26 protein-coding genes are annotated in these 24,594 nt (G+C 39.0%); 7 read left to right on the top strand and 19 right to left on the bottom strand.

Going from position 1 to position 24,594, the window contains the following annotated elements; genetic code table 11:
• Nucleotides 1-47: 47 nt before the first annotated feature.
• From nosZ to LV704_RS02600, 3 genes are read right to left on the bottom strand one after another with little or no spacing between them, the layout of a single operon-like run.
• Nucleotides 48-2,009 (bottom strand): Sec-dependent nitrous-oxide reductase, encoded by a 1,962-nt coding sequence (nosZ, locus tag LV704_RS02610; RefSeq protein WP_163423963.1) that lies wholly within the window; start codon nucleotides 2,007-2,009, stop codon nucleotides 48-50.
• Between the two features lie 39 nt (nucleotides 2,010-2,048).
• Nucleotides 2,049-2,633, bottom strand: a complete 585-nt coding sequence (locus tag LV704_RS02605; RefSeq protein WP_163423964.1) for a fasciclin domain-containing protein — start codon at nucleotides 2,631-2,633, stop codon at nucleotides 2,049-2,051.
• Nucleotides 2,634-2,643: 10 nt separating this feature from the next.
• Nucleotides 2,644-3,147, bottom strand: coding sequence for a cytochrome c (locus LV704_RS02600; protein ID WP_163423965.1), 504 nt, complete (start codon nucleotides 3,145-3,147; stop codon nucleotides 2,644-2,646).
• 120 nt (nucleotides 3,148-3,267) lie between these two features.
• Here LV704_RS02600 and LV704_RS02595 point away from each other — a divergent pair, with 120 nt between their 5' ends.
• Nucleotides 3,268-3,699 (top strand): Rrf2 family transcriptional regulator, encoded by a 432-nt coding sequence (locus tag LV704_RS02595; protein ID WP_163423966.1) that lies wholly within the window; start codon nucleotides 3,268-3,270, stop codon nucleotides 3,697-3,699.
• Between the two features lie 70 nt (nucleotides 3,700-3,769).
• On the opposite strand, the gene LV704_RS02590 is transcribed toward LV704_RS02595, so the two are convergent.
• The 7 genes from LV704_RS02590 to LV704_RS02560 form a co-directional block, all read right to left on the bottom strand.
• Nucleotides 3,770-4,627, bottom strand: a complete 858-nt coding sequence (locus tag LV704_RS02590; protein WP_163423967.1) for a hypothetical protein — start codon at nucleotides 4,625-4,627, stop codon at nucleotides 3,770-3,772.
• 38 nt (nucleotides 4,628-4,665) lie between these two features.
• On the bottom strand, nucleotides 4,666-6,735 hold the full coding sequence (locus LV704_RS02585) for a TonB-dependent receptor plug domain-containing protein (RefSeq protein ID WP_233782126.1): 2,070 nt from the start codon (nucleotides 6,733-6,735) through the stop codon (nucleotides 4,666-4,668).
• 97 nt (nucleotides 6,736-6,832) lie between these two features.
• On the bottom strand, nucleotides 6,833-7,210 hold the full coding sequence (locus LV704_RS02580; protein WP_163423968.1) for a hypothetical protein: 378 nt from the start codon (nucleotides 7,208-7,210) through the stop codon (nucleotides 6,833-6,835).
• A 340-nt stretch (nucleotides 7,211-7,550) separates the two neighbouring features.
• Nucleotides 7,551-8,405 carry a CPBP family intramembrane glutamic endopeptidase gene (locus LV704_RS02575; protein ID WP_163423969.1) on the bottom strand — a complete coding sequence of 285 codons (855 nt, stop codon included), beginning with the start codon at nucleotides 8,403-8,405 and terminating at the stop codon, nucleotides 7,551-7,553.
• A 148-nt stretch (nucleotides 8,406-8,553) separates the two neighbouring features.
• Entirely contained in the window at nucleotides 8,554-9,324 is a 771-nt protein-coding gene (locus tag LV704_RS02570; RefSeq protein ID WP_163423970.1) for an AraC family transcriptional regulator, read from the bottom strand.
• Nucleotides 9,325-10,076: 752 nt separating this feature from the next.
• Complete coding sequence (locus LV704_RS02565) at nucleotides 10,077-12,581, bottom strand: ABC transporter permease (RefSeq protein ID WP_163423971.1); 2,505 nt, start codon at nucleotides 12,579-12,581, stop codon at nucleotides 10,077-10,079.
• Between the two features lie 50 nt (nucleotides 12,582-12,631).
• Nucleotides 12,632-13,321 (bottom strand): ABC transporter ATP-binding protein, encoded by a 690-nt coding sequence (locus LV704_RS02560; protein WP_163423972.1) that lies wholly within the window; start codon nucleotides 13,319-13,321, stop codon nucleotides 12,632-12,634.
• A 71-nt stretch (nucleotides 13,322-13,392) separates the two neighbouring features.
• On the opposite strand from LV704_RS02560, the gene LV704_RS02555 reads away from it, so the two are divergent.
• From LV704_RS02555 to LV704_RS02545, 3 genes are all read left to right on the top strand, one after another.
• Nucleotides 13,393-14,079, top strand: a complete 687-nt coding sequence (locus tag LV704_RS02555) for an arylesterase (protein ID WP_163423973.1) — start codon at nucleotides 13,393-13,395, stop codon at nucleotides 14,077-14,079.
• An 8-nt stretch (nucleotides 14,080-14,087) separates the two neighbouring features.
• Complete coding sequence (locus tag LV704_RS02550) at nucleotides 14,088-14,339, top strand: hypothetical protein (protein WP_163423974.1); 252 nt, start codon at nucleotides 14,088-14,090, stop codon at nucleotides 14,337-14,339.
• A gap of 131 nt (nucleotides 14,340-14,470) precedes the next feature.
• A complete protein-coding gene (locus LV704_RS02545) occupies nucleotides 14,471-14,698 on the top strand; it encodes a hypothetical protein (protein ID WP_163423975.1) in 228 nt (75 codons plus the stop codon).
• A gap of 2 nt (nucleotides 14,699-14,700) precedes the next feature.
• Here LV704_RS02545 and istB read toward each other — a convergent pair whose 3' ends face one another.
• The 6 genes from istB to LV704_RS02515 all read right to left on the bottom strand — a co-directional run bounded on the left by istB (nucleotide 14,701) and on the right by LV704_RS02515 (nucleotide 19,404).
• Nucleotides 14,701-15,432: an IS21-like element helper ATPase IstB gene (istB, locus tag LV704_RS02540; RefSeq protein WP_163424036.1), complete on the bottom strand. Its 732-nt coding sequence runs from the start codon at nucleotides 15,430-15,432 to the stop codon at nucleotides 14,701-14,703.
• 32 nt (nucleotides 15,433-15,464) lie between these two features.
• Complete coding sequence (gene istA, locus LV704_RS02535) at nucleotides 15,465-17,009, bottom strand: IS21 family transposase (protein WP_163424037.1); 1,545 nt, start codon at nucleotides 17,007-17,009, stop codon at nucleotides 15,465-15,467.
• A gap of 109 nt (nucleotides 17,010-17,118) precedes the next feature.
• The gene (locus tag LV704_RS02530; RefSeq protein ID WP_163423660.1) at nucleotides 17,119-17,343 is read right to left on the bottom strand and encodes an RNA polymerase sigma factor; all 225 of its coding nucleotides are present in this window, start codon (nucleotides 17,341-17,343) and stop codon (nucleotides 17,119-17,121) included.
• 14 nt (nucleotides 17,344-17,357) lie between these two features.
• Nucleotides 17,358-18,089, bottom strand: a complete 732-nt coding sequence (locus tag LV704_RS02525; protein ID WP_163423661.1) for a DUF6090 family protein — start codon at nucleotides 18,087-18,089, stop codon at nucleotides 17,358-17,360.
• A gap of 326 nt (nucleotides 18,090-18,415) precedes the next feature.
• Nucleotides 18,416-19,147: a LytTR family DNA-binding domain-containing protein gene (locus tag LV704_RS02520; protein ID WP_163423662.1), complete on the bottom strand. Its 732-nt coding sequence runs from the start codon at nucleotides 19,145-19,147 to the stop codon at nucleotides 18,416-18,418.
• The gene (locus LV704_RS02515) at nucleotides 19,144-19,404 is read right to left on the bottom strand and encodes an ATP-binding protein (RefSeq protein WP_163423663.1); all 261 of its coding nucleotides are present in this window, start codon (nucleotides 19,402-19,404) and stop codon (nucleotides 19,144-19,146) included. Before LV704_RS02515 ends, LV704_RS02520 begins: the two co-directional genes overlap by 4 nt.
• Before the next feature lie 154 nt (nucleotides 19,405-19,558).
• Between LV704_RS02515 and LV704_RS02510 the strand changes: the two genes are divergently transcribed.
• The 3 genes from LV704_RS02510 to LV704_RS02505 all read left to right on the top strand — a co-directional run bounded on the left by LV704_RS02510 (nucleotide 19,559) and on the right by LV704_RS02505 (nucleotide 20,810).
• Entirely contained in the window at nucleotides 19,559-19,816 is a 258-nt protein-coding gene (locus LV704_RS02510) for an Arm DNA-binding domain-containing protein (protein WP_163423664.1), read from the top strand.
• Between the two features lie 9 nt (nucleotides 19,817-19,825).
• Complete coding sequence (locus LV704_RS20010) at nucleotides 19,826-20,149, top strand: phage integrase SAM-like domain-containing protein (RefSeq protein WP_163423769.1); 324 nt, start codon at nucleotides 19,826-19,828, stop codon at nucleotides 20,147-20,149.
• Nucleotides 20,150-20,219: 70 nt separating this feature from the next.
• Nucleotides 20,220-20,810: a tyrosine-type recombinase/integrase gene (locus LV704_RS02505; protein WP_163423665.1), complete on the top strand. Its 591-nt coding sequence runs from the start codon at nucleotides 20,220-20,222 to the stop codon at nucleotides 20,808-20,810.
• A 66-nt stretch (nucleotides 20,811-20,876) separates the two neighbouring features.
• Here LV704_RS02505 and LV704_RS02500 read toward each other — a convergent pair whose 3' ends face one another.
• Genes LV704_RS02500 through LV704_RS02490 form a run of 3 tightly spaced genes read right to left on the bottom strand, consistent with a single transcriptional unit; the run spans nucleotide 20,877 to nucleotide 24,588 of the window.
• Nucleotides 20,877-22,298 carry a glycosyl hydrolase gene (locus LV704_RS02500; RefSeq protein WP_163423666.1) on the bottom strand — a complete coding sequence of 474 codons (1,422 nt, stop codon included), beginning with the start codon at nucleotides 22,296-22,298 and terminating at the stop codon, nucleotides 20,877-20,879.
• Between the two features lie 39 nt (nucleotides 22,299-22,337).
• On the bottom strand, nucleotides 22,338-23,579 hold the full coding sequence (locus LV704_RS02495; RefSeq protein ID WP_163423667.1) for a multiheme c-type cytochrome: 1,242 nt from the start codon (nucleotides 23,577-23,579) through the stop codon (nucleotides 22,338-22,340).
• 19 nt (nucleotides 23,580-23,598) lie between these two features.
• Nucleotides 23,599-24,588: a sugar phosphate isomerase/epimerase gene (locus tag LV704_RS02490; protein ID WP_163423668.1), complete on the bottom strand. Its 990-nt coding sequence runs from the start codon at nucleotides 24,586-24,588 to the stop codon at nucleotides 23,599-23,601.
• Between the last annotated feature and the right edge of the window lie 6 nt (nucleotides 24,589-24,594).

Below are 24,594 nucleotides of genomic sequence, written 5' to 3'. Positions count from 1 at the left end.
TATAGCACTGCCCGCTTCAAGCTTGAAAAAAATAAATCTATAATTGCTTACTCACCTAAAGACCATGAGAGCTCAATATCAGAGTTAGCAGGGGATACCCTTACATAACCTTGCATTTCTTGGTGTAGCGCTGAACAGAAATCTGTACAGTAAAATGGCCATACACCCACTTTTTTAGGTTCCCAAATAGATGTCTTAGTTTGACCTGGCATAACCAGTAGTTCCGATGTATTCTGACCTATTATGGAGAAACCGTGCGGTACATCAAAATCTTGTTCATGGTTAGTAATATGGAAATATACCTTATCACCAACCTTTATACCTTCAATATTATCTGGAGTAAAGTGACTACGAATAGTGGACATGTAGATATGAACCTCTTTGCCATTCCGTTCTACACGTGCATCATTAGGACTAATAGTAGCAAATTCATGCTTATTATCAGTCAATCTATAGATTTTCTTAGATTTTGGAGCCAATAGTTCTGCAGGACAACCGGCAGCATAATGAGGCTCACCATGTGTTGGGAAATCATAGATCAATTCCATTTTTTCTCCAGAGATATCATAAATCTGCGCGGAGTGCTCCATTTCTGGTCCGGTAGGTAAATAACGATCCTTGGTGATTTTATTCATCGCTACTGCATACTTTCCAAATGGTTTTCTTGAATTTCCTCCCGGAATCATGATATGACCAACAGAATAGAAGGTAGGTTTACGGTCTATAACTTCCCAAGTATCCAATTTCCACTTCACAACTTCTGATGAAATGAAGAAGGTGGTATATGCATTTCCTTTACCATCAAATTCAGTATGTAGGGGGCCTAAGCCACCACTTTTTACCGTTCCCGCCAATACATCTTCAAACTTAAGAATTGGAATACCATAAGCTTCACCATCAAATTTCTCACCTTCAATAGCGGCTATCATTTTATCAAAAGAATGCACTGTTAAATCTGCAGACAGTTTTCCATTTCCAATTATGTATTGACCTGTAGGATCCACATCACATCCATGAGGTGATTTTGGAGTGGGTAAAAAGAAAACGGCACCGGGTACTTTGGTTGGGTCTACAGTCAACACTTCTTTTTTCATGGTAGAAGTGCCGGTATGATTATGATCGTCATATACATTATGCGCATAATTGGCAGGTATTTTGGTTCCTCCGCCATTCTTTACATATTCTTCTATTTTTTTCCAATTGATGGCAGCGATAAAATCTTTATCGTTTTGAGAAGAATTAACCTCCATTAATGAATTCGCCTCTTCCGTGTTGTATGTAGTAAAGAAGAACCATCCGTGTGATTTTCCTCTACCAGGGTGTGAAAGATCATAGTTGAATCCAGGCATCAATAGCTGGAACTCAAGATTTAATCTTCCGTTATCTGGTGCAACACTGATAAATGATAGGGCGCCTTTAAAGTTGCCCTTATACTCATTAATAGGCATATCCCGTTGTGGAACTGGTACTGAAAAACGTGTTCCGGCAACTACATATTCTGTGTTTTCTGTGATAAAGGAAGAACTATGGTTACCAGCACTATTTGGAACTTCAATAATTTCTTCCGTTTCAAAAGTGCTAAGACTTATTCGAGCAATTCGAGGAGTATTGTTACCATTGATAAAAACCCATCTACCATCCAATTCCCCATTTGTTTGAGAAATATCCGGGTGGTGAGCATCGTCCCAAGGTACAAATCCGAAGGAAGTATTCAACATGGGCTTGGTTTCTTCAGAATACCCATACCCGGAGGTTGGAAATTGAGAAAAGACAGGGATTTCCTTGAACATTCTGCCAGAAGGTAGTCCATACACGGTAAGGTTTCCACTATAACCCCCAGATAAGAATGCATAATATTCATCTTGCTCTCCTGGAGCCACATATACTTTTTCTGCCGCACTGGAAGATAGCGCCCCATTTGAAGAGCTTTCACCATTCTGGTTGCCGCATCCGGCTAGCAATAAACTCACTCCCAGAAGTGCGAATACATAATGTTTGTACTTTTTCATTTTTTACTATTTATTGTTTGTTTTTATTTTGGTTTTGACTTATTCTGATGGAGGAAGAATCACCTTGTCCACTACATGCACGATTCCGTTTCCTGCGAGGACACTGGCTATAATTTTGGCACCTCCTACGTACACATCTTCACCTTTTACTTCTACAATGGTGTTCTGATCATTGGCTTGGCCTAATTTTTTAAACCTTTTAAGAAAATCCTTGGAGTAATTGCCGGCAGTAACATGATGTTTAAGGATATTGGCCAAAGCATCTTTGTTTTCTGGTTTTAATAAATTTTCAACTGTGCCTGCTGGCAAAGCATCAAATGCAGCATTGGTTGGAGCAAAAACCATAAGTGGTCCTGCATTTACAAGTGCATTTTCTAGATTTGCAGCCTGTACAGCGGCTACCAGGGTAGTGTGGTCTGGTGAACCAATGGCTATTTGCAATACATTGGGTGTTGACCCATCGTCTTCAATAAAGGCTTGACCTTTTTCTTTGTTCGCTTCAGTATCGTTTGTTGTCTCTGAAACTGAGGAGTTATCTGTTTTTGGCTCGTTTTTACATCCAACTACAAAGAATATTAAGAGTAGTGGATAAATCAAAAATTTAAGTTGGAAAATTGCTTTCATATGAATCAGTTTATAAGGTTCTAAAGTATTCTAGTATGGAGCGGGTTTCCTCTACGGTCAAATTTTGATTGGCCATAGCGGCACCATTAAATTCAATCAATAAATCTTTAGCACAGCGATCTTGTTCAGTCATCAGTTTAGGGTCAAGAATCATATTCATGATCCACTCTGGGCTTCTTCTTTCCATAATACCTCTTGGAGATGGCCCAATAAATCTTTTGTCCAATTTGTGGCAGGCAGTACAGTTTGTATTGTAGATGGTTTCTCCAGCACTTGCCATTTCCATATCAATCTCTGGGTCTAGGGTGATGGATTTTATTTGTCCCACTCCTTTTTCATCTAAAGTGATGCGTTGTGACGCTGGAACTTCATCTGTTGCAGCAGATGTTTCCACTGGTTTTTCCGTGGTTTTTGTGCGATCTACGCTAAAACCCTCTTTCTTTTTTTCTTCTTTGCCGCCACATCCAACAAGTAGTAAAAACATTAGTGCTGATAATAAGATATTGATTTTCATACAAGGTATTTTTATTAAATGTTCAAAAATAGATAGGGTAGATTCCTTATAACATGATAATTATCATACAAAGGATAAAAATGTCTTTTAATCTTTATATTTATTTTAAAAGCATTAAAAATGATATCCAATTCTTCTAAATACGCTTTAAAGGCAGTCTTGTATCTAGCAGTAAATTCTTCTGGGCATCAGAAAATTTTGGCAAAGGATATCAGTGGACCGACCAATATTCCAAAAGCCTATCTATCCAAAGTGCTTCAAGAGCTTTCAAGACACAACATAGTTTCTTCTGTTAAAGGGCCAGGAGGTGGATTTTATCTTTCAGATGAGAACATTAATACCCCTTTAATGAAGATTATACAAGTGATAGATGGTGACAATAGACTCACCTCTTGTATGCTTAGTTTGCAGGACTGTGATGCAGAACACCCATGTCCAATGCATGATCTTGTTGGCAATACCAAAGTTAATTTTGTAAAGAATTTAGAGCAAAATACTGTTGGAGATTTAGTAAAGGATATCAAGATGGGAAAGTCTTTTCTACCACTTTGATTTTGCATGCAAAAAGACCATCCTTTGTGGGATGGCCTTTTTAAAACAAACAATAAAACGGAACTATATTTTAAAACTCTATCTCAAAAAACAGACTACTGCTTTCATTTTCTTCTGTAATATCTTCACCTTTTAAAATCTCTTCAGTTTCATTTTCTACTTTCAGGTTTATTTTCCAGTACCCAGTCATGGTTAATGACAATTTTCCCATGTATGTATTTGAAGATGTGTCAAAGGTGAGGTCTTCATTATTTGGTGAACTATGGTTGCCCATGCCAGGCATTCTTGGATCAATATGCACTTTGTAATTTTCCACAGCTGGGAATGACATCATGTTTTCCATTTTGAAGAGCATGGCCGAAAAATCATTGACCGCAACTTCTGGAGTCATGGGCATCATGGCCAAAACATATCTTGTATCATCACTTCCCATGAATACGTTTACTGTCTTTTTACCATCTGCGGGGGCATTGACTTCTATACGTTCTGTTGCATTGTAAGTTTGTCCTTCAACTGTATATTCTATGGTAAGCTCCCAATACTCATCAGCATTTCCAGGCATCTGAAATACAGTATAACCTGTATAAACTGAGCCATCTTTGGTTTTTGATACTGCGGAATTTGGACAAGAGTGCATCATTGAGGTCATGTGCATTATGGGTTTCCAAGAAACATCGGCATTTGTGATATAGCTATCAGAAACATCGTCCTTAATTCGGAAGAAGAGTTCGTTATACCCTACGGAAAACTGTTGTTGTTCAGAATAAATCTCAACACTATGATTGTTGGCCTTAAAACTGGTTAACATGTTAAAATCTTCCAACGGATTTTCTGATATTATAATTGAATCATCATTATTATTATCTGAACATGAGCTAAAAGCCATTGAAAGCATTAGTGCGACAAAGAAATATTTAATTGTTTTCATTTCTATTATAATTTAAAGTATGATTATTGTTTTTGATTTTAATTGATTGCATAAGAAACGGTCATAAAAAAATTGCGCCCCATACGCGGTATATTGTTCCAATCTGTATAGGTGGAATAGAATTCGTCAAAAATATTTTCAACTCCTGCCTTTACATAAACAGTATCATTATTTACAGGGAACGATTTGCCCAATGCCATTGAAAAAACCGTGTAGGCATTGCTGCGATCTTCCCCAAAAATTGGATTGAAATTTACTTGGTCTGCTGCTCCGCGCATCGTCAGAGAACCAGAAAAACTTCCAGTAGTGTATTGCACCATCGAGTTATAGGCAATTGGACTTATAAAGGGCAGATTTCGCCCATCTTGGTCAGTTCCTCTATGGTAGGATATTAGTCCTGTCCAAAGGAATTCTGGGGTAACTTCATATTTGGTGTCCAAAGAAATGTTGTATAGGTTAGCATACTCCAAGTTCCTATAAACTTTGACCCCCTGGGCGCCAATGGTCATGACACTCAAATCTGGATTTACCTCTCCAATGATAAAATCCATGGTATGAAAGTAATTGGCCTCAAGTCCTATATTGATTTTTTTAAGGGGCAATGATACCTTCACATTGGTTTCGATGGCCTTCTCATTTTTTAGGTCTGGGTCACCTATATAATCATGATTGTCAAAGCTGTTGAACAGATAAAACCCAAAACCTTCAGAAACAGAAGGTGCGCGATCACCATAGGATAGTCCACCGTTTATATGGAGTGTTTTGAATTTTTTATGATAAGCTGCAGAAACACTTTTTAGAAAGCGAGTCTGTCTTTGACGCATCTCAGGATAAAAAATCCTAAGACTATTAAGCCCAAATTCGTCTGCCACATTAAAACCTTGTACTGCCAATCTTGTTGAAAGTTTTAAAGAACTTTCTTTTAGGCTTATTTCGTCCTCAGCATAAAAACCAGAATTTATGGTGCGTACGTCTGGCCAAGTTAACATGAACATTTCTCGTTCATTGGGGTTGTTGGGATACATGGTCATTTCCGCTAAGGAACGATTATAGAAACCATCCACTTTCATTAAAAACTTATGGCGGTTCAGTGTAAGTTCTGCTTGGGAATAGTAGCCGTACGTATCACTCCATCCAGGCATATCCATTCGTATAGGTACATCTGGCCTTTGGCTATCATCCATAATATGCGTTATGGAATTTGCATATAATTTGGTTTCCCAGTTTTTTAAATCACCTATGAAGCTGGATTGTTTCCAGCTTATGGAACCAATAAATGCTCTTGCCAATGAGACGTCCATTGGTAGGGCAGGGTAGCCTACATCCCTAGCTTCATCATAAATAAAACTGGCCAATATTTGTTGGTCATCCGAGACTTTGTAGCCTGCATTTGCGGATATATTGTATTTCTCAAATTGAGAGAATGCAACCTCTTCACCACCGCCTGCTGTATAATTTTCAGCCTTTCTATAAATAATATCAGTGTCAACATAAAAGGCTTCATCGGAGTAATTCAGTTCGCCGCCTATAATTTGAGCTTCGTTATTGGTTTCGCCACCGGTCTCAATAGAACCCACCCATCCTTTGGGAGTAAAGTTGCTTTTCTCTAACCTTAAATCAATAGCACCCCCTATAGTCGCTCCTTGTTCCGCGCCCTGTTGACCAGATGCCACATGGACATCGGAAAGGTTAGAAACATCTACATAAGAGGTTATGGGGTCCATTTTGTCCGTACATGCCCCAAAAATGCGCATGCCATCAATAGTTACGGATAGGCGCTCTGAGCTCATATCATTGAGGACCGGCTCCCATGCGTATGCTCCTCTTTTAATCATGTTCACTTTTTTTGAGGATTCCAGATACTCATCTAAAGTTGATAAGGGCTTGTGGTGAGACTTGTGTTCCAATGTCTTGTTGTAAGAAGAAATTACAATGACCTCCTCTAGGTGTACAGGCAGTATGGAATCTATAAGTAAGTCTGCTTTTGGTTCTTGGGCGGTACTTTGTCCATGAAACATCATGGTCAAAAGAACTGCAATGGCCAAGCTTTTGTTTTTTACGGTACCAATAATAGAATGGCGAAACCCAATGCTATATTCGGTTTTCATAAGATTGTATTTTAAACTAATTCAAAAGGTGAAGGGTACTAGCGCTCCTCGGATGAGAAAATCATCCAAATAGAAAAAGCAAGTACAAAAAGTTGAATTAAGACACTTCTGGCGGTTCAGAAATCTCTGAAACAAATGGAGTTGAAATCAATAATGGTACAATTTTGAAATTGTCTTTTGAGCTTTGGGACAAATCTCCTACAAAATCAATTTGGGAAGACAATTTGTAGTAGAAAATATGTTGAACTTCGGTTTGGGATTGTTTTTCTCCGAAAGGGTTTTTTTCACTTTCCTTGGATTCTTTGGCAATCAATTTGGAGAGATAACATTTCCCATCGCAATTCAGCACAGGTTTATCTTTGTTTTCACAAAGATTGTTTACAATGTAATCATAGTTTACAATGTACTCGGCAATAGGGTATAGGGGTTTGGCCAATATAGACAGTGAGAACAGTATGATTGCGATATTTTTCACAGTTCAAAAATAACGTCACTGCTATTGGGAAAACATGATAATTATCAGAATTAAGATAAAAATGTCTTTTTCTATTTTTTTAGTTGGAAATGTTTTGTGTAAACAAGTCATTCTTTGGCTATAATTTTTTAAAAACAGTAATTGCTGACCACAAAATTGTGTGATCAGTAATTACAACTAAAATTAACTAAACCAATGGTTTATCATAACCAAAAACTTGAAAAACAAGTATCAAAAAATACTTCTAAACACGATAGACTAAAGAGTCTTGCCGACGCTGACGGATCACATATGCCTTTCAATTATTTCACAAACTATGGATTTCCTATCATGAAAACAATTAAATCTCAGCAATACTTCCTGTGATAGTTTTTTTTTGACCACTACTGAACTTTGTTTTATTCCATTGAGATAATAGTATTGCCACAACAACTATAAGCGTCACTTGAATCATGAGAAAATTACTGTCACTTAAAGCATTCGATCCAAGAAAACCATGGGTAAAGTTCATCCCGCCATGAAGTAATATTGCGAATAGAACACTTCCCTTAGTCCTGTTGTATAGCCACGAAAAAATCACTCCCATAGCGGTCATTAATGGTATATAGGCCAAAACTGGCATATGGCCAACTGCCTTGGGAAGGAATACTATCAATGGCAGATGCCAAATACTCCACAAAAAACCAATAAGTAGACCGGAAATATTGGGAGTGAATTTTCTCTGCATCATTTCCTGTGCATAACCTCTCCATCCCAATTCTTCGGCTATTGGCCCACCTAAAAGGGTGTTAATTAAAAAGAAAATGGGTGACAACATTATAGCCAAACCTATTTGTCCTTCTGATAAGCCCATACCCTCTAAAACAATCTTGGAATCAGGGAATTCTCCGCCAGTTGTTTTATGGATTAATACTGTAATAATACCAATCAGTAAGACACCAAAAATGGAAAAAATATAGTATTTAAAAGATGCTTTCCATTTAAGAAGTTTTCTTAATAGTTCTGCAATACCTGCTTTACCGCGATTAAGGTAGGTTAGGATTAGAGCCGCAATAGTTGGACCCCAGGCCCCTGGCAATACCCAAAATTCGCTAATTTCTTGTGAGAAATAAAAGGGAGACCAAAGACTCCAAGAAATTATAAAAGTAAGAGCGAAGTATTTGTAAAGAATTGGCTTTTTTTTACTAGCTGTCATTTTATGTATTTTTTTCTCTATGGATGGCTTATCAGTGATTGGATAAAGGTGACTTATATCTATGTCAAAATCGACCGAATAAAAAAAGTCGAACCAATTAATTGGTTCGACTTTTGAATTTTTAGAGATATAACTTTTGTCTCAAACTCTATTTAGTATACTGTCTTCGATATTGGGTAGGGGTTAGTTTGGTATATTTTTTAAAAGCTGTATTGAAAGAAGATTTTGAGTTAAATCCAACTTCATATAGTATTTCAAGTATAGTGAGATCGTTTTTAGAGGCATCTGCTAATATTTCAATTGCTTTTTTGATGCGATATTCGTTCACAAAATCAAAAAAATGCTGATTCAGGTTATGATTGATTAGAACCGAAAGTTCTTTTGATGGCACATTCAATTGTTGCGAAAGATCATATATGCTTAACGAAGATTCAAGATAGGGCGCTTCAGTTTTCATATAACTTTTTAATCTGCTAAGAGTTTCAATACTTTTTTTGTCCGTCATTGCCAGATTTGCTTTGCTAGGACTTCCTGCAATCAGTTGTTTGACCAAAAGTTGTTTTGAATCTACCCTTCCGTAAAGTTCGGGTGTTTTCAAGGCCTTAATAACAAGCCAGCAAATGAATAGCATGGCTGACAGTCCTGTAATGGTCATTGCCAATTCATATTGTACATCCAAATCATTTAGCAAAAAAATATTTTTGAATGTGGAAACAACTATTTCAATTGCAATTAATGTTATGAGCGTAATCAACCAATTGTAATAATTGACGTTCCCATTTGAATAATTTTCTAAGAGTAATTTTTTCGATTTTAGAACTAAAATGTAGCATGCGATAATGTATGCAGTGATCTGAACATGAAGCATAAGATAGATTAATTTCAATTCGATAATTAAACCGTCACTTGCTATTAACATTTGTATTTTTCTGTCAAAATCTACCAAATAAAAGCTTGGAACTAATAAGAGGGTGGCCATCACAAATGGGAGCGAATGCCAAAGGTGGTTCCATTTTAATTTAAAATCTTCACAGGTCACAGAACGGATATAAAGATATAGTAGTGGTGGACTTAAAAAAAGTAATGTACTTAGAAGCATTCCAAATCCGGGATAATATGGATAAACAAATTGACGACTTAAAACAGATCCCGAATCTATGGCGCTAACAATTAAAAAAAACGAAATAAGAAGGTTTGATAATCTGCTCTTGGATATGGAGAAAATTAAATAGAACGCGAAAAATAGGCTTAAAAACGTAGTGAGAACATTAAGAACTTCAGCTATAGAATATATGGCCATATTAATAATTATCCTTTAAAAATAACGATTTATGGAATGATTATCTACTAGCGTAACATGGCGTAAAAAATCCTATTAACTGTAACTTGAAAAGCTCTTTCTATTGTAATGGTTAAAAACCTAAAAACGACCAATCTTTATTTGCCTAAATACACATTATCAAGCACTTATTTAAGTTTACAATTACAAAACACGACACAGTATTATATGTCATATAAAAGCTCGTTTTATGGAACTACTAGAAATACACTTTTTAAATCAAAGTTCAAATAAAGGAAGGAAAAGTAATTCCATAATAAAACTTATGTGCTTCACGAGATTTCTTACCACAAAATTCTCAGGCAAGAAACGGGCCTTACTCCATTGTTTCCCTAATTAGCCCCTTCTTTTCGAAGCACTTCCAATGGAGGACTTTGCAGCACACTTTTGCTGTTCAACAAACCTATCAAAAGTACCAAGGCCATAATACTCGGTAGAACCACTAGAAAAGGAACTGCGGAAGGCACAAAACTAACCTCAAAAACAAATTGTGCCAACAAGAGACTCCCCAATAATGACAAGACAATACCGATACCTCCGCCCAATAACCCTAAATAAAGATATTCAAGTGCTGTAATACCAAGTATTTGCTTGCTTTTGGCACCTAAAGTTCGCAAAAGCACATTTTCTTTTATCCTTTGATATTTGCTTGTTCGTACCGATCCAATAAGCACAATAATCCCAGTAAGAATACTGAAGAAAGCCATAAAGTTGATTACCCAAGCTATTTTGTTCAAAATATCTTCTATAACCAGAAGTATTTGTCGTAAATCGATAATAGATACCGTTGGAAATTTTCGAACGAGGTCACGTTGCAATGCGGCCGATTTAGCCGCATCTGGGGCTTTGGTTGTCAACACATGAAACTGAGGCGCTTCCTCCAATACTCCCGAAGGGAACAGAATCGAAAAGTTAATCTGCATTCGGGCCCAATCCACCTCACGAAGATGGGCCACTTGGGTTTCCATTAATACACCCTGCACATTAAACACAAGGGTATCCCCTACCTTGACCTGGGCATCGGCTGCTACATTATCGGACATCGAAATGGGAATAATACCGCTGCCTTCCCGTTCAAGTGGCCAAGTACCTTCTACTGTTCGTTCTGAGGCCACCAACGAATCGCGATAGGTAACCCTAAATTCATGAAACAAAACCCATCGATTTTGGGTGGCGGTGGAATCAAGAATAAGTTCACGTACAGGGCGGTCTTTGATTTGATGCATCCGCATGGTAATGATGGGAATATTGTTCAATACATCAAGTCCGGAGGCTTCGATGCTATTGGCCGCAGCAAGTTTTTCGTCAGTTTGCACGTCCATTAAAATGAGATTTGGAGTGTCCTCCGAAGCTTCCAAGGAAACTTGGGCCAATAAAATATCTTTGGTGAAATAGAGCGTACTTATCAAAAAGGTGCCCACGCCAATGGCCAAAATCAGCACGGTGGTCTGGTTGTTGGGACGGTATAGGTTCAAAAGGCTCTGTCTCGAAGTAAACCCCCAAGACGTTGGAAAATATTTTTTGATGATTCGCATAAAAAGTGTTGCGACCCCTCCCAAAAGAGCAAAGACCACCAAGATACCAAGAACGAAATAGAGCGCATATCGAACACTGCCCAATAACCAAAAGGAGAAGGAAAAAATAAACAGAATAATACCGGATAAGACCAAAAACTGGGCCTTTCTCGATTTTTGATATCCGTTCTCCTCGACCCGCAATACCTGTAAGGGCGAAACAAACCATGTGTTCAACAAAGGCATTAAGGCAAATAATACAGATAACAATACACCCAATACCAGTCCCGACCAAATTGCGTCGGGTACAAGGGAAATCTGGACTTCAAACGGCAAGAATCCTTCCAACAACAAAGGAAAGGATTGCTGTAGGAGCAATCCACCCAGAACCCCAAGAATGCCTCCGAGTAGACCCATACCTGCAATTTGTAACATATAAATCAAAAAAGTTTGCCTTCGGGTTGCCCCGATACATTTCAATACTGCTACTGAACTTAATTTTTCCTTTATATAGATATGTACCGAACTGGCAACACCTACACAACCCAAAAGCAGCGCTATAAAAGCAATAAGGTTGAGAAATTTCCCGAAATTGTCATAGCTTCTCCCGAGCTGTTCAGCGGTACTGATGTGTGTATCCAAATCTGCATTTTCGACATCGAGTTGGGGATCGACCACCTTGTCCAACACTACCAAATCTTGTTCAGGTTCAGCAACAAAATAATAGTCATATCCGATTCGGCTTCCTACTTGTATAAGTCCTGTTCCATCTACAGTTTTATAAGGAATTATAACAGGGGGAGCCACCGAAGCCCCTATGCCAGAGGTTCCAGGAGCCGAAATCAAAGTGCCCATAATGGGAAACACTGTATTGCCCAATTTGATAGAATCACCTATTTGTACTCCATATTGCATCATGAGCGTTGCATCTACAAGAGCACCACCTGAATCTTGGTAGGTTTGTGCTGCAGCTTCAGGTTTGGTTTCCAGTTCGCCGTAAAACGGATATCCACCTTCAATACCTCGTACGCCAACCAATTTGGCGTCTCCGCTTTTTGGAAAAACCGCCATCGAAGGAAAACCAACGGAACGTCCATCAGCCCCTCCAAGAGAATCGATAATGGCCAATACCCTTTCATTAGGAGGTTGGTTGCTATCAATGACAAAATCAGCACCCATCAAGGACTTGGATTGAATGGCGATATTTTCTTCCAAGTTCTCACTAAAGGACTGAATGGAAACCACCGCAGCGATACCTAAAATAATGGAAGCCATAAACAGCAGGAGACGACTGCCACTAGCCTTGCTGTCGCGCCAAGCCATTTTTAAAAGCCATTTCCATCCGGCTCTGGATCGCTTTATTGAAGAATTTATCACGATTCAATCAAAACTTCGTTCGATACCATTTTCCCGCCTCGTAATTGCAATAGATGATTGCATTTTTGTGCCAATTCCAAATCGTGGGTGACAATGACCAAAGTGGTGCCCGCCTCCTTATTGAGTTCGAACAATAGTTGGACCACGCGGTCGCCGGTATCTTGGTCGAGATTGCCCGTAGGTTCATCAGCAAACAAAATAGATGGGCTATTTGAAAAAGCACGGGCCAGTGCCACGCGTTGCTGCTCTCCACCAGAAAGTTGGGAGGGATAATGCTGGAGACGGTCACCCAGACCAACCTTTCCCAATAGTTCCCTGCCAATTTTCGCTGGATTTTTTGCCCCCTGAAGTTCCAAAGGGACAACTACATTTTCAAGGGCCGTCAGGGTTGGTAGCAGCTGAAAATTCTGAAAGATAAAACCCACCTTTTCGTTGCGCAATCGGGCACGCTCATCCTCGTTCAAACTTCCCAAATGGGCACCGCTTAGTTCCACGACTCCGGTATCGGGATAGTCAAGTCCAGCACAGAGACCCAATAAGGTTGTCTTTCCACTTCCCGAAGGCCCTACGATTGCAAAGGTCTCCCCCGCTTCGATGTTGAAATTGATGTCATCCAATACTGTTAATTGTTTTGAGCCACTCGTATAGGTCTTCCCTAGGTGCTCAACGTTTAATATCTTTGGCATAGCACTTTAGCTTCCTTTTTTCTAAAACAAGAAAAATAGGCAAATGATTTTGATTTTAAGGCCCTATACGCATGCATGACCTCTTAAAGTTTCGTTATTTTTTTCTGCTTTTCTTTCTATTTTCCTGTCGCGATGCCCCTAAAAAAGCCTCAGATGTATCAGATGTCAATGGTAATACTGAAAGCGTAGTTGCCGAAGAAACCTCCGAAAAAGTGATTTTGTTCTTTGGGGATAGCCTTACCGCGGGCTATGGATTGGAACTGGAAGAGGCCTTCCCAGCACTTATTCAAAACCGTTTGGATTCGTTGGGCCTCGATTATACCGTTATCAATTCGGGGCTTAGTGGGGAGACCACCTCTGGCGGGCGTAACCGTTTGAATTGGGTATTGAACCAAAAGGTAGATGTTTTTGTATTGGAACTAGGAGCGAACGATGGACTTCGTGGTATTCCCATATCTGAAACGTACAAGAATTTGCAAGCAATGATTGACTTAGTAAGAAAAAAGAATGTCGACACACAAATTGTACTGGCGGGCATGCAAATTCCCCCTAATATGGGCCCAGAATATACTTCGGAGTTTCGTAAAATCTTTCCCGATTTGGCCAAAGAAAATCAAATCGCTTTGATTCCTTTTTTATTGGAAGGGGTCGCAGGTATTCCGGAGCTGAATTTGGAAGATGGCATACATCCTAACCCGGAGGGACACCAAATTGCAATGGATAATGTTTGGGCGGTGTTACAACCGATGTTACAATAGAATATTTGATGGCAATATTTAAGTTTCCGAATGATGTGGAAATTCTTGATATTGATGGGTATGACGTTGATTTTAAAAATGATTATGGGGAATATCTATTTAAATTAAAATTGGTGGGAGGAAACGAAGTTACACTTCAATCCAATTATAAGATCAATAAGGAAATGATTCCTAAAGATGAATACGGGCACTTGAAGAAAATAAACCAATTACTTCAGGAAATAAAGAACAGACGGATACTGATAAAGATTAAAAATTAACACCCACTGCAACACTTTTAAGTTATGCCGGTACTGAATCAAAGTTCAATAAAACGATGAGTAGGATTAGAAAAATTATAATTGCAGTATTTATACTTCTGGCTCTATTCGTTTTTTTTAGACTATTTCTAATGGGAAGCTACTATGATTTTTTAGAGTATTGGACTTTAAGGGATAAAATTGTTTGGACTAAAGCAACTAAATTGAAATGGTCCGATTTTCTAAATTCCGATGATGAAATTGGTCTTTATGCAAAAGTGGGGCTATCATTGGATAGGGCGGCCAAAGTATACCGCCCACAGCGGATGAAAGTGAGCAGTGTAAACGAAGTACTTAAAATCGATTCATTCGTGTGTTAAAATTAATGATTATTCCTTAGTTTTTTTCTCATTGATTCCCCTTTTATGCCTATCCTATGTGCGGTATGCACCAAGCGATCGAGGATTGCGTCCGCAATGGTCTTTTCCCCAATTATCTCATGCCATGCCTCTACGGGCAGTTGGGAAGCTATTATCGTCGATCGTTTTCCGTGCCTGTCCTCTATTATTTCCATAAAGGAGTGCCTGTTTATATTGTCCAAGGGTTTCAGGCCAAAGTCGTCCAGTATCAGCAGGTCCTGTTTTTCGAGCTTGCCTATCAGTTTTAGATATGAACCGTCGGCCTTTGATGTCTTTAGCGTGGTAAAGAGCTTTGCGGTATTGAAGTACATGACCTTGCTGCCCATCGAGCAGGCCTGATGGCCTATGGCGGAGGCCATATAGCTTTTGCCCACGCCCGTGCTCCCCGTAATGAGGATGTTCTCTTTTCTGCCGATGAACTCGCAGGACGCAAAACGTTGCACCTGGTTCTTGTCGATGTTCCTTTCGGGAGTGTAGTTGATCGCTTCCATTACGGCACTGTACCTGAACCTGGCCGCCTTGGTCAGGCGTTCTATCTTGCGGTTCTGCCTATCGTCCCATTCGGACTGCATAAGGTAGGCCAGTAGTTCATCGTTGGTGTAATCGATGCTCTGGGACGAGAGGCTGGTGTTGAAGGCCCTAATCATTCCGTGGAGCCTTAACTGTTTCATTTGTTCCAATGTCTGTTCGTTCATGATGCTTGTTTTTAATTATTGTTAAGCGATTATTATTTGTAATAGTTCCCTCCCCTGATGTTTTCATGGTCGGGCACCTCGGTGTTGTCCAGTGGGTCGTCTTCAAGGACGTCCCACCCCTTTTTCAGGATACGCTCTACCATTTTGTAATTGTATGCCCCATAGTCGGATGCGCGCCTGCAGGCATTGTCCAAGCGCCGGTTTCCTACTTTCTTGGCCAAGTGGAGTATGCCCAGACAGGACTTATAGGACTGTTCGGGATGTTGTTTCTTGTCGAGTATCCCGATGATGTATCCCTTGCAATGGTCGCCGATATGCCCTGCCCAAGCGATGAACTTCTCGCTGCTCCATTCGCTGACGAACCGATGGTGCGATGGCATATGCTCCGCCATGGTGGTATACCCGTACTTCTGCCTTTTCCTTGTATGGGCGGCAAGGCGTTCGTGCCTGTGGTATATCTCGACGAAGCTATGGGTGTAGACGATCTTGATCTGCTTGCCGATGTGCCGATAGGGTACGCTGTAATAATGCTTGTCCTTGCCAAGGTAGATGTGGCTGTTCTTGTGTACGGTGCCCTTTGCGTAGAATCTTATCTCGTACCGCTTCAATGGAAGGGGCTTGAGTTCTTGCCGTTCCACTTCCTTGAACAACGAGTACCGGGAGTACTCCCTTCCCCTGAACGACCTGTCATTGTGTGTTTTCAGTAGTTCCGATATGGCCTTGTTGATTTCGGTTACGGAATGGAAGGCCTGGTTGCGCAACGGCGCAAAGACCCTGGTGTAGATGATCCGGACGGCATTCTCTACGATGGCCTTGTCCCTTGGCCTGTAAGCCCTTGTGGGAAGTACGGCCGTTTCGTAGTGTTCGGCGAAATCGGCAAATGTCTCGTTGACCTTGGGCTCGTAACGACTGCTCTTGGTAACTGCCGATTTTAGGTTGTCCGTAACCATTGCTCGGGGAACCCCGCCGTAAAACCAAAGGGCGTTCTCGGTACAGCGCATGAAGTCTTCCAGTTTTTGGCTTGTACAGGCCTCGACATAGGTATATTGGCTACTTCCCAATACGCATACGTAGACTTCCAGTTCTTGTAGCTCCCCCGTATGTCTATCTACGATAACAAGCTTTTTCCCCGTAAAATCTATGAATAGCTTGTCGCCCGCTTTGTGGGTAAAGTGCATTACGGGGGAGACTTCCTTTGTCCATTCCCGATACCAGTACCTGAACTGTGAGAGCTTGAAGCCGTCCGGGTGCTTCTCGTAATATTCCTCCCATAACAATTGCTTGGTAACACCCGTCCTGCGTAATTCCCTGTCAAAATAGGGAAAGTACTTCTCGAGGGTCTTCAATTGTTCGCTCTTGGGCTTTTGGTCCGACCGGAAAAGCCTGTGGATCTCCTCCAGGGTCATTGCGGACACCTCATAGGAGGTCAGCTTGTACCGCTTGAAGAAGTCGATGTACTTGGTTACGGTATTGCGGGAGAGGCCCAGCTGCTTGCTGATGCCCCGTTTGCTCGCGCCCTCGCCGTACAATTTGAAAATCTGTTTTGCCTTGCGCATATCTATCTGTTTGTTTGCCATCGTCTTTTTTACAAAAGAACCGATGGTAACCCACAAATAGAATCGATTTTTTAGTGGTTCACTTTCGTCCGCCCGGTGTGGCTCACTTTAACCCGCCCGGGGTGGTATACTATGCCCGTTTTTTGCAGTTAATGGCCACTCGGTACATCCAAGTAGAGAATTTAGAATCGCTACGAAATGAAGTATAGGATTTCCAGAGCTGTATCAATATTTCTTGGAACAGGTCTTTACGATGTTCTTCATTATCACAATACATCTTGCTCACCTTATGGATGATACCTTGTGATTCCTTGACACGTTTGGAAAACTCTATTTTAAGTTGCTCTCGGCTCAATAGGTTTGCTGGTTTTAGTGCTGTTTTATCAATTCAAGTAAGAGCTGGGTATCCTCTATTAATCGTATATATAAATCTTCTTGGAAATCGTAAAGCGTTAAACTCTCAGCAAAGGTGTTGTTCAATGTCCTAAATTGTTTGGAATCAAGGTCGTCTTTCCACTTAAGAACAGTTGGGTGTTGTTTTGCTGAGTACCCTTTAAAAAACAAGAGGTCGATATTTTTTTTCAGTTCCAAATCGTAGAGGGCACTATTTTCTATGGTTTGTGTTTCATAGGTGAAGTACCGTTCTTGAATGTTCTTTAATTTCAAAATAGCTTGTTTTTCCTGCTTGGGAAAAAGGGAAAGATTCCCCGTAGTTATTAAATCTTCAATGGTGTAGGTATTGGTATAGAAAGCGCTTTTGGACCAATTGATGACTTCCATTTTTTGAAGCAATACGTTGGCTTCTGGGTTTTTCGTATTGTAATAATCCACATAGTTGAATATGGATTCCCGCTTTCGCAAAAGGTCATCTTTGGATTTGTTGAGATTAACGATATCCTGTCCTAATTCTTCGGTGAGGCTTGTTCGATAGGTTTCTAATTGCGCATCGAGTTTTTTCTGCTCGTTTCTATTGTTTATGGCGACGGCAATAAGTATTCCGATGACCACCAGAAGGATTTCTCCAATGGCGTAAACGAAGTATTTGCCAAACCTATTTTGGGTAAAATATTCTTGCCTAATCTTTCGAAAGAACTGAATCATTTTCTAGGTTGATTATGATGTATGACTAATAAGTTACAGAAATGGATCAAGAATTACATTTTTACAAAACTTATTTTGAATTGTTCCTACAGTCATTCCACATATGAATTATGGAGTCATTGTCCTCAATAACTATAAAAGGATTAAACGAGATTTGTTCGTGAAAGGCTATTTTGAGAATTTTTTCAGTATGATTAATAGGCCGATTAAAAGAACAGAAAATTGGAATGTTTTGAAAAATGAAGAAAGTCTCTTGAATCGTTGGTTTTTTGATGCTTCGGCTATGCTCGACACAAATTGATGATTTGATGAATTTGGTAGAAGTTTTATACGATTAACTTCCTGATATTATCTAAATAACTCCGGCTTACCTTTACAATATCGCCATTGGTCATTATAAGTTCGTAACTCGAAGGATAACTGTAGGCTTCCTTTACCGCATTGATATTAATCACTGTGGAGCGATGTACCCTGATAAACTGTTGCGGATTGAGCTTTTCTTCCAGCTTTGACAATCCATAACTGGTCAAATGTGAGCTCTTTTCCAAAATGAGTTTGGCATAGTTGCCGTCTGCCTGAATGTAAATGATATTGGCAATAGGAATGTTGATAAGCTTATTACGAACAGAAACCAAAATATTCGTAAGATGCGTTTCCTGTTCGTTAAGTCCATTAACCAAAGTCTGAATTTGATTGAGATAGCCTTTGTCATTGGTCATTATCTTTTCAATAGCTTCATCAAAACGTTCCTGTTTAAAGGGTTTGAGCAAGTAATCTACTGCGTGAACCTCAAAAGCCTTAAAGGCATATTGGTCATAGGCCGTAGAGAATATGATTTGTGGCATTTCTTGCAGTCTTTGTAGAACCTCAAAGCCCGTAAACCCTGGCGTTTGAATGTCTAGAAAGACTAAATCCGGTTTAAAGGTATTGATAGCTTTAACGGCATCCACACCATTGTTACATTCTTCGATAATGACCAAATCTTTATATGGTTGTAAGAATTCTTTAATCAGCTTTCTAGCTGGTTCTTCATCATCTACAATAATTACCTTCTTCATTTTTGTATTTCAGTTTTATCCAATGGAATGGAAAAGTGTACACAAAGACCTTTTAGCTCATTCTCTATTAGCTTTATTCCCGTTCCGTGCATTTTTATAAGTCTTTCATTGGTATTGGAAAGGCCAACACCTTTGGTAAGAATCTCCTTTTTTCTTTTTCCGTCAATACCCTTACCAGAATCACAAATTGAAATGTTTAAATCATTTATTTGGCGGGTAATTTGGATTTTTATTTCGCCCCCTTCTATTAGGCCCAAATTTCATGTTCAAATGTTAAGAAAATATTATATAAATAACTATATATCAGTTATTTAACATTTTTACCTTTTTTTAAAATCATATGATATGTTAAAATAGTGTGCAGAAAGTGTGCAGTTTTTCTCGTAACTTTTAGTTCAAATTAGATGAGAAATGGCCCGCATAAAACTTGTATTGGATACTAGGGAAAGTTCTAAAAGAATCGACGGAACCTTTCCAATTTCTTTGCGAGTTTATAATCGAAAGACACGCTTATTAAAAGTAGGCCATTATACTTCGACAATTGGTTGGGATAGTAAGAATTATTGCCTTAAAAAATCCCAATCCAATAATAAAAGAATGGACTTTGAGGATGTCAATTCAGATTTAGAGGATAAACTCTATATCGCAAAAAAAGTGCTGAGAGAGTGAGGTAACAATATAGACAAAATCAATGTAAGCCAGCTGACCGAAATTATTGAAGATAAATGGAACTACAATCCAAAATCTGAATTAAAATGTAGAGCAGAAAGTCAGATTACATTAAAAGAATGGGCAGCGGTTATAATCGCTCGCAAAAGACTGGCAAACAAACCTGAAACGGCCGAATCGCTAAGTAATTGTGTGAACAGAATTATGGATTACAACAACGGTAAGGACTTGAAGCTTTACGATATTGATTTGACTTTTTTAAGAAGCTTTGAGGCCTATCAGATTGGAAAGGGCAATTCACCGAATACCGTGTATTTAATTAAACACAATTAGGTCATTGTACAATGCCGCTATCGCCGAAGACAGATTTGCCCCAATAACGAACTCCTTTAGTAAATATAGGATGCCTCCCACCATAAGAACCAAAAAAAGAGCAATCAGTAAAGAAAAAATTGGAAACATAAAAATCTTGGAATATCCTTTTGAGTCACCATTATGGCATGCCAAAAACTATGCATTAGTAATGTTCTATAGTAGAGGAATGAATTTTATCGACCTAATGAAAATCAGAGTTAGTGATATTGAAAATGGGAGGTTGAATTACGGTCGTAGTAAAACCGGAAATAAATTCAGCATTAAAATCGTTGATGGGCTTCAAAAAATATTAAACTATTACTTATTAAGCAAAAGGAGCAATGATTACCTCTTCCCTACCAATTACGATGGATCAACAAAGCATTTTCAAAAGTATAAAAGCCAGCGACGTAGAATGAATGAAAGACTTAGAATAATTGCTAAAGATGCCGGAATAGAGGGAACATTCACAACATATTCCATTCGGCATTCGTGGGCTACGATTGCTAAATATATGGGGATATCTACAGAATTGATAAGTGAGGCTTTCGGCCATTCCTCTGTTAAAGTCACCGAAAAATATTTAAGGGATTTTGATAATGAGGTATTGGATAATGTAAATCTTTTGGTAACTGGATGATAACTTATATTCTTATTCAAAGAAAGCGGTTGAATCAGTTGGCAATCTAAATTTTACCTTAAAAAACTAATCTCCACCCGATTGATAAATTTTCAAAGCCTTTACATCTTGTTGAAAGAGCACCTTTTCATTATTTTTAAAATTCATAAAATCGTCCTTGGCATTTTGAGGGCTACTTGTATTAGGAATGAACAAGTTGTCTTGACTGCTGTCCCACGGAGCATTGAACCAACCTAGGACCCATGCAATTTTAATCTCATTTCCACTATATTCTATAACCGATAATATATTTTCCGTCCAAAAATCTGCGTTTGAACGAATATAACCTTGATCACCTGTCTCCGTAAGTGCGGTTACTTTATTGTGTTGTGTTGAAAAAATCGTGAGGTCTTTTAAACTTTGGGAAAGATTCGTTTTTGTCGCTTCATAATAATCTATACCTACGACATCAACATAATTATCACCCGGATAGTATGATTCGTCCGCTTCCCAATTAGGGGACCAAGCGAAAAGTACGTTATTGGTCCTATCTTTGATATAATCAACAGTCAACCGATAAAAATCAATATATAGGGTTGGAGTGTGGTTAGCAGTTTGTGTACCCCACCAAAACCAATTGCCGTTCATTTCATGGAACAACCTAAAGATAATGGGAAAGCCTAAATCATTGTTGATAATACCTAAAATCTCATCAATTTCGCTAAAATACCATAATCTCGCTGCGTTTTGGTCATTGACAATATCATATATTAAGCTCTTGTCTGTGTCTGTGGTAATTTGATTGTAATAAATCTGACCATCCACTCTACTTCTTTGATGAAAATCAAAAGTAACAATTGAACCATTTTCATAAGCCGACCTTGCCTCATCAATATGTAATTGGCGCTCAGCCGCACTTTTGTACAACATATAATGTGGATCTATGCCAAAAACTCCTGGATGGTCTCCAGAAACATCTTTACAATCTGAGGTGTTCAAATCAAAGTTCAAGCTGTTCAATTGAAATGACAATGGAAACTCTTGCCCAAAAGCAAATTGGTTGCTCGCTGTTAAAGTGTTAAGATTTTTCAATAAATTTTGTATTTCTGCGGATGCATCTGGATCTACAGGTATTTGAGCGCTATTGATCTTCAAATTAATTTGCACCGTAAAATGAGACTTGCTCCCGTCTTCTGCCTTAATGGTATAGGTTACTTTATCTGTAAAATCATTTTTAGTAACACCTGATTGTTGCGCCAAACTATCTACATAGACTGTAGCTCCTTGTGATACTGAAAAAACGGCGGTCAGTGCTATCAAATCCGTGGGATGTTCCAAAAAGGTTTCCAATTGGTTCTGCCCCACACTTGAAAACACATGATCGGGCATCTCTTGGACGGAAAAGGATAAAAGCGATTTATTACTGTTAAAAAACTCCTCTTCATTTATGGAATCCTTAGAACAGGAAAATAACAATATGGCCATTACCAAAAGTTTTAATTTTCTCATAATCTATATACAGCTATGGCGCTGAACATAATTTTGTCTTCAATTCTCAAAAAGCAATCTATCTGCATACACAGCAATTAAATGGGTCCTTACTTCTACTAGCGTGTTTGCTGTATCCACACCAATACCAACTGACATAGATTTTGAGGGGGTCAATGGCATATGGCAGGCGATACAATTGCTTGCAGAAATTTCGCTGGCATTAAAATTCATGGCACAATCCACGTTATTTTTCGCATTGTGGCAGTTCATACATTTTGAATTGAACAGGGCGTGGTTGCCCCGTTCTTTTTTATGTGGATCATGGCATGTGGCACAATCCATATTTTCGCTTCCCTTAAAACACGTACTTGCCAGTAGCAGGCCATATTGATTGCCGTGAACATCCAGTTCTTTTGAATCCGCAATATCATAATCGGGAAGCGAGTAATTTATTAAGGTATCTCCCACGACAAATGAAAATGGATTTTTGACCATTTGTTTTCGTACCCCCGAATGGCATAAGGCACACGCATCCAATCGTTGTTGTTGTGTTAAATCTTTGTAGGAGGTTAAGCCCAAAGGTTTTGTTTCTTTTGGGTTTTCTAGCTGCATGTTCACGTGTTCTGCCCCAGGTCCATGGCAACGTTCACAGTCAATACCAAAAACCATGTTCGATTTATTGTAGACATTTTTTTTATTAAATGCTGGAATACGTTCGGCATAGGTAACATGGCATTCCAGGCATCTACTGCCGATCGGTCTGTTGTCCGCAAGCTGAACTTTAGGATATCCGGGACTGTTGACCCAACTATCGGTGGGGGCAAAGTAGGATACTTGTAATTGGAACAGGTCATTATTTTTCCAGCTTAGATAGGTTTGCCCCCTAGTGCCTGACCCTATGGCCATATCAATTTTATTTGAAAGTTGGTATGTGCTGTCCGTAACATGGAGAGCCTCTTGATAAAAACCACCTTCTTTTACGGTCATCATAAATCCGGTGTTTTCATTGAAATGAAGTACATTTCCATTTTCCTTAAAACTACCTTTAATGTTGAGTTCGTTCGCTACTGCGGATGAGTTAAAGTGTGCCGTTTTGATGTGGGACGAATAGATATCACTATGGCATTGGGCACAAGCTGTCGATCCTGCAAAACTTTGCCCATTTGAATGTTCTGCTATCGGTATTATCGGTTGATAATCACTTTCAATGGGAGCATTGAAAAAAGTGACCAGCCAAAAAACAACTACAGCGGTCAATAGCATTGTTAGTGCATAAACTATGTTTTTTTTTGGTTTCACATTTTAGAAGCCTATGGTATTAAATATACTGTTCCAATAACTTTTTTGTAGCTAGTATGCCATCTTTTTCACTCAGACTATCTTCACCTTCTCCCTCATATTCCACACTAATATAATTTTTGAACCCTGAGTCTTTGATCAATTGTACCATTCTTTTAAAATCAATGGTCTTTTCTAGACCGGAATCATCAAAAGCATACGATTTTGCACTTACGGATTTTGCATAAGGGAGCAATAGAGCTACACCTTCATACCTGTCATAGGTTAATTCGCCATTCCAGATTTTGGTTTCTGAATATTTAAAATTATCAAAATCTACCATGGTACCAAGATTTGGCTTATTGGTTTTCTTTATGGTGTCTAAAAGCCAATTTGGTTCACTCGACATTCCGCCATGGTTCTCTATGAGGATATCCAAATTCAAGGGTTTGGCCAAATTGCACAATTTGGTCAAGCTTTCTATCACATAACTTTGTTGTTCTTCTTTTGTTCCAGAACTATGTGCGTTTACACGAATGGAATGGCACCCAAGGATAGCAGCGTTAGAAAGCCATCTTTTGTGTCTTTGAACCGATTCTTTTCTTTTTTTAGGGTCTGGATCTCCCAACATACCCTCTTGATCTACCATGATCAGAAGGTTGGTAACCCCTACATCATCACTTCTATTTTTCAATTCTTTAAAATAAGCCTCGTCTTTACGATAGAAGAAGGTGTTTACATATTCTACGGCATCAAAACCATAGGTGTTTTTTGCAATTGAAGGAAAATCCAATGGGTCTAAAGTGCCTTTTAAAACTTGGTCTGGATCTGTTGTGAGCCATTTTTCCCATTGGGCATAATCTTCTTTACTGTTGCCAAAAATAGCCCTGTGCAAAGCCCACTGCGAAAGGGCAAGTCTTTGTTTTTTAGACGTTGGAAGATTACACCCAAATAGTAATGGAACCGATAAAATAGCGGTGGTTTGCATAAATTTTCTTCTGTCCATGTTAGGAATTCCATCCGTTTTCATATGCTC

It is taken from the genome of Flagellimonas sp. CMM7 (genome assembly GCF_021390195.1).
Taxonomy (GTDB): domain Bacteria; phylum Bacteroidota; class Bacteroidia; order Flavobacteriales; family Flavobacteriaceae; genus Flagellimonas.
The sequence above is the reverse complement of the archived record's forward strand: the minus strand, read 5'-3'. Positions and strand labels throughout refer to the sequence as shown.

What these genes read in the sequence shown, in the direction of transcription:
- nosZ (WP_163423963.1), bottom strand. Translation starts at nt 2,009, where the DNA reads ATGAAAAAGTACAAACATTATGTATTCGCACTTCTGGGAGTGAGTTTA.
- LV704_RS02505 (WP_163423665.1), top strand. Translation starts at nt 20,220, where the DNA reads ATGCCTCCCACCATAAGAACCAAAAAAAGAGCAATCAGTAAAGAAAAA.
- LV704_RS02510 (WP_163423664.1), top strand. Translation starts at nt 19,559, where the DNA reads ATGGCCCGCATAAAACTTGTATTGGATACTAGGGAAAGTTCTAAAAGA.
- LV704_RS02575 (WP_163423969.1), bottom strand. Translation starts at nt 8,405, where the DNA reads ATGACAGCTAGTAAAAAAAAGCCAATTCTTTACAAATACTTCGCTCTT.
- istA (WP_163424037.1), bottom strand. Translation starts at nt 17,009, where the DNA reads ATGGCAAACAAACAGATAGATATGCGCAAGGCAAAACAGATTTTCAAA.
- LV704_RS02545 (WP_163423975.1), top strand. Translation starts at nt 14,471, where the DNA reads ATGGGAAGCTACTATGATTTTTTAGAGTATTGGACTTTAAGGGATAAA.
- LV704_RS02550 (WP_163423974.1), top strand. Translation starts at nt 14,088, where the DNA reads ATGGCAATATTTAAGTTTCCGAATGATGTGGAAATTCTTGATATTGAT.
- LV704_RS02590 (WP_163423967.1), bottom strand. Translation starts at nt 4,627, where the DNA reads ATGAAAACAATTAAATATTTCTTTGTCGCACTAATGCTTTCAATGGCT.
- LV704_RS02555 (WP_163423973.1), top strand. Translation starts at nt 13,393, where the DNA reads ATGCATGACCTCTTAAAGTTTCGTTATTTTTTTCTGCTTTTCTTTCTA.
- LV704_RS02525 (WP_163423661.1), bottom strand. Translation starts at nt 18,089, where the DNA reads ATGATTCAGTTCTTTCGAAAGATTAGGCAAGAATATTTTACCCAAAAT.
- LV704_RS02490 (WP_163423668.1), bottom strand. Translation starts at nt 24,588, where the DNA reads ATGAAAACGGATGGAATTCCTAACATGGACAGAAGAAAATTTATGCAA.
- istB (WP_163424036.1), bottom strand. Translation starts at nt 15,432, where the DNA reads ATGAACGAACAGACATTGGAACAAATGAAACAGTTAAGGCTCCACGGA.
- LV704_RS02500 (WP_163423666.1), bottom strand. Translation starts at nt 22,298, where the DNA reads ATGAGAAAATTAAAACTTTTGGTAATGGCCATATTGTTATTTTCCTGT.
- LV704_RS02585 (WP_233782126.1), bottom strand. Translation starts at nt 6,735, where the DNA reads ATGAAAACCGAATATAGCATTGGGTTTCGCCATTCTATTATTGGTACC.
- LV704_RS02570 (WP_163423970.1), bottom strand. Translation starts at nt 9,324, where the DNA reads ATGTTAATAGCAAGTGACGGTTTAATTATCGAATTGAAATTAATCTAT.
- LV704_RS02605 (WP_163423964.1), bottom strand. Translation starts at nt 2,633, where the DNA reads ATGAAAGCAATTTTCCAACTTAAATTTTTGATTTATCCACTACTCTTA.
- LV704_RS02560 (WP_163423972.1), bottom strand. Translation starts at nt 13,321, where the DNA reads ATGCCAAAGATATTAAACGTTGAGCACCTAGGGAAGACCTATACGAGT.
- LV704_RS02600 (WP_163423965.1), bottom strand. Translation starts at nt 3,147, where the DNA reads ATGAAAATCAATATCTTATTATCAGCACTAATGTTTTTACTACTTGTT.
- LV704_RS02520 (WP_163423662.1), bottom strand. Translation starts at nt 19,147, where the DNA reads ATGAAGAAGGTAATTATTGTAGATGATGAAGAACCAGCTAGAAAGCTG.
- LV704_RS02565 (WP_163423971.1), bottom strand. Translation starts at nt 12,581, where the DNA reads ATGGCTTGGCGCGACAGCAAGGCTAGTGGCAGTCGTCTCCTGCTGTTT.
- LV704_RS02595 (WP_163423966.1), top strand. Translation starts at nt 3,268, where the DNA reads ATGATATCCAATTCTTCTAAATACGCTTTAAAGGCAGTCTTGTATCTA.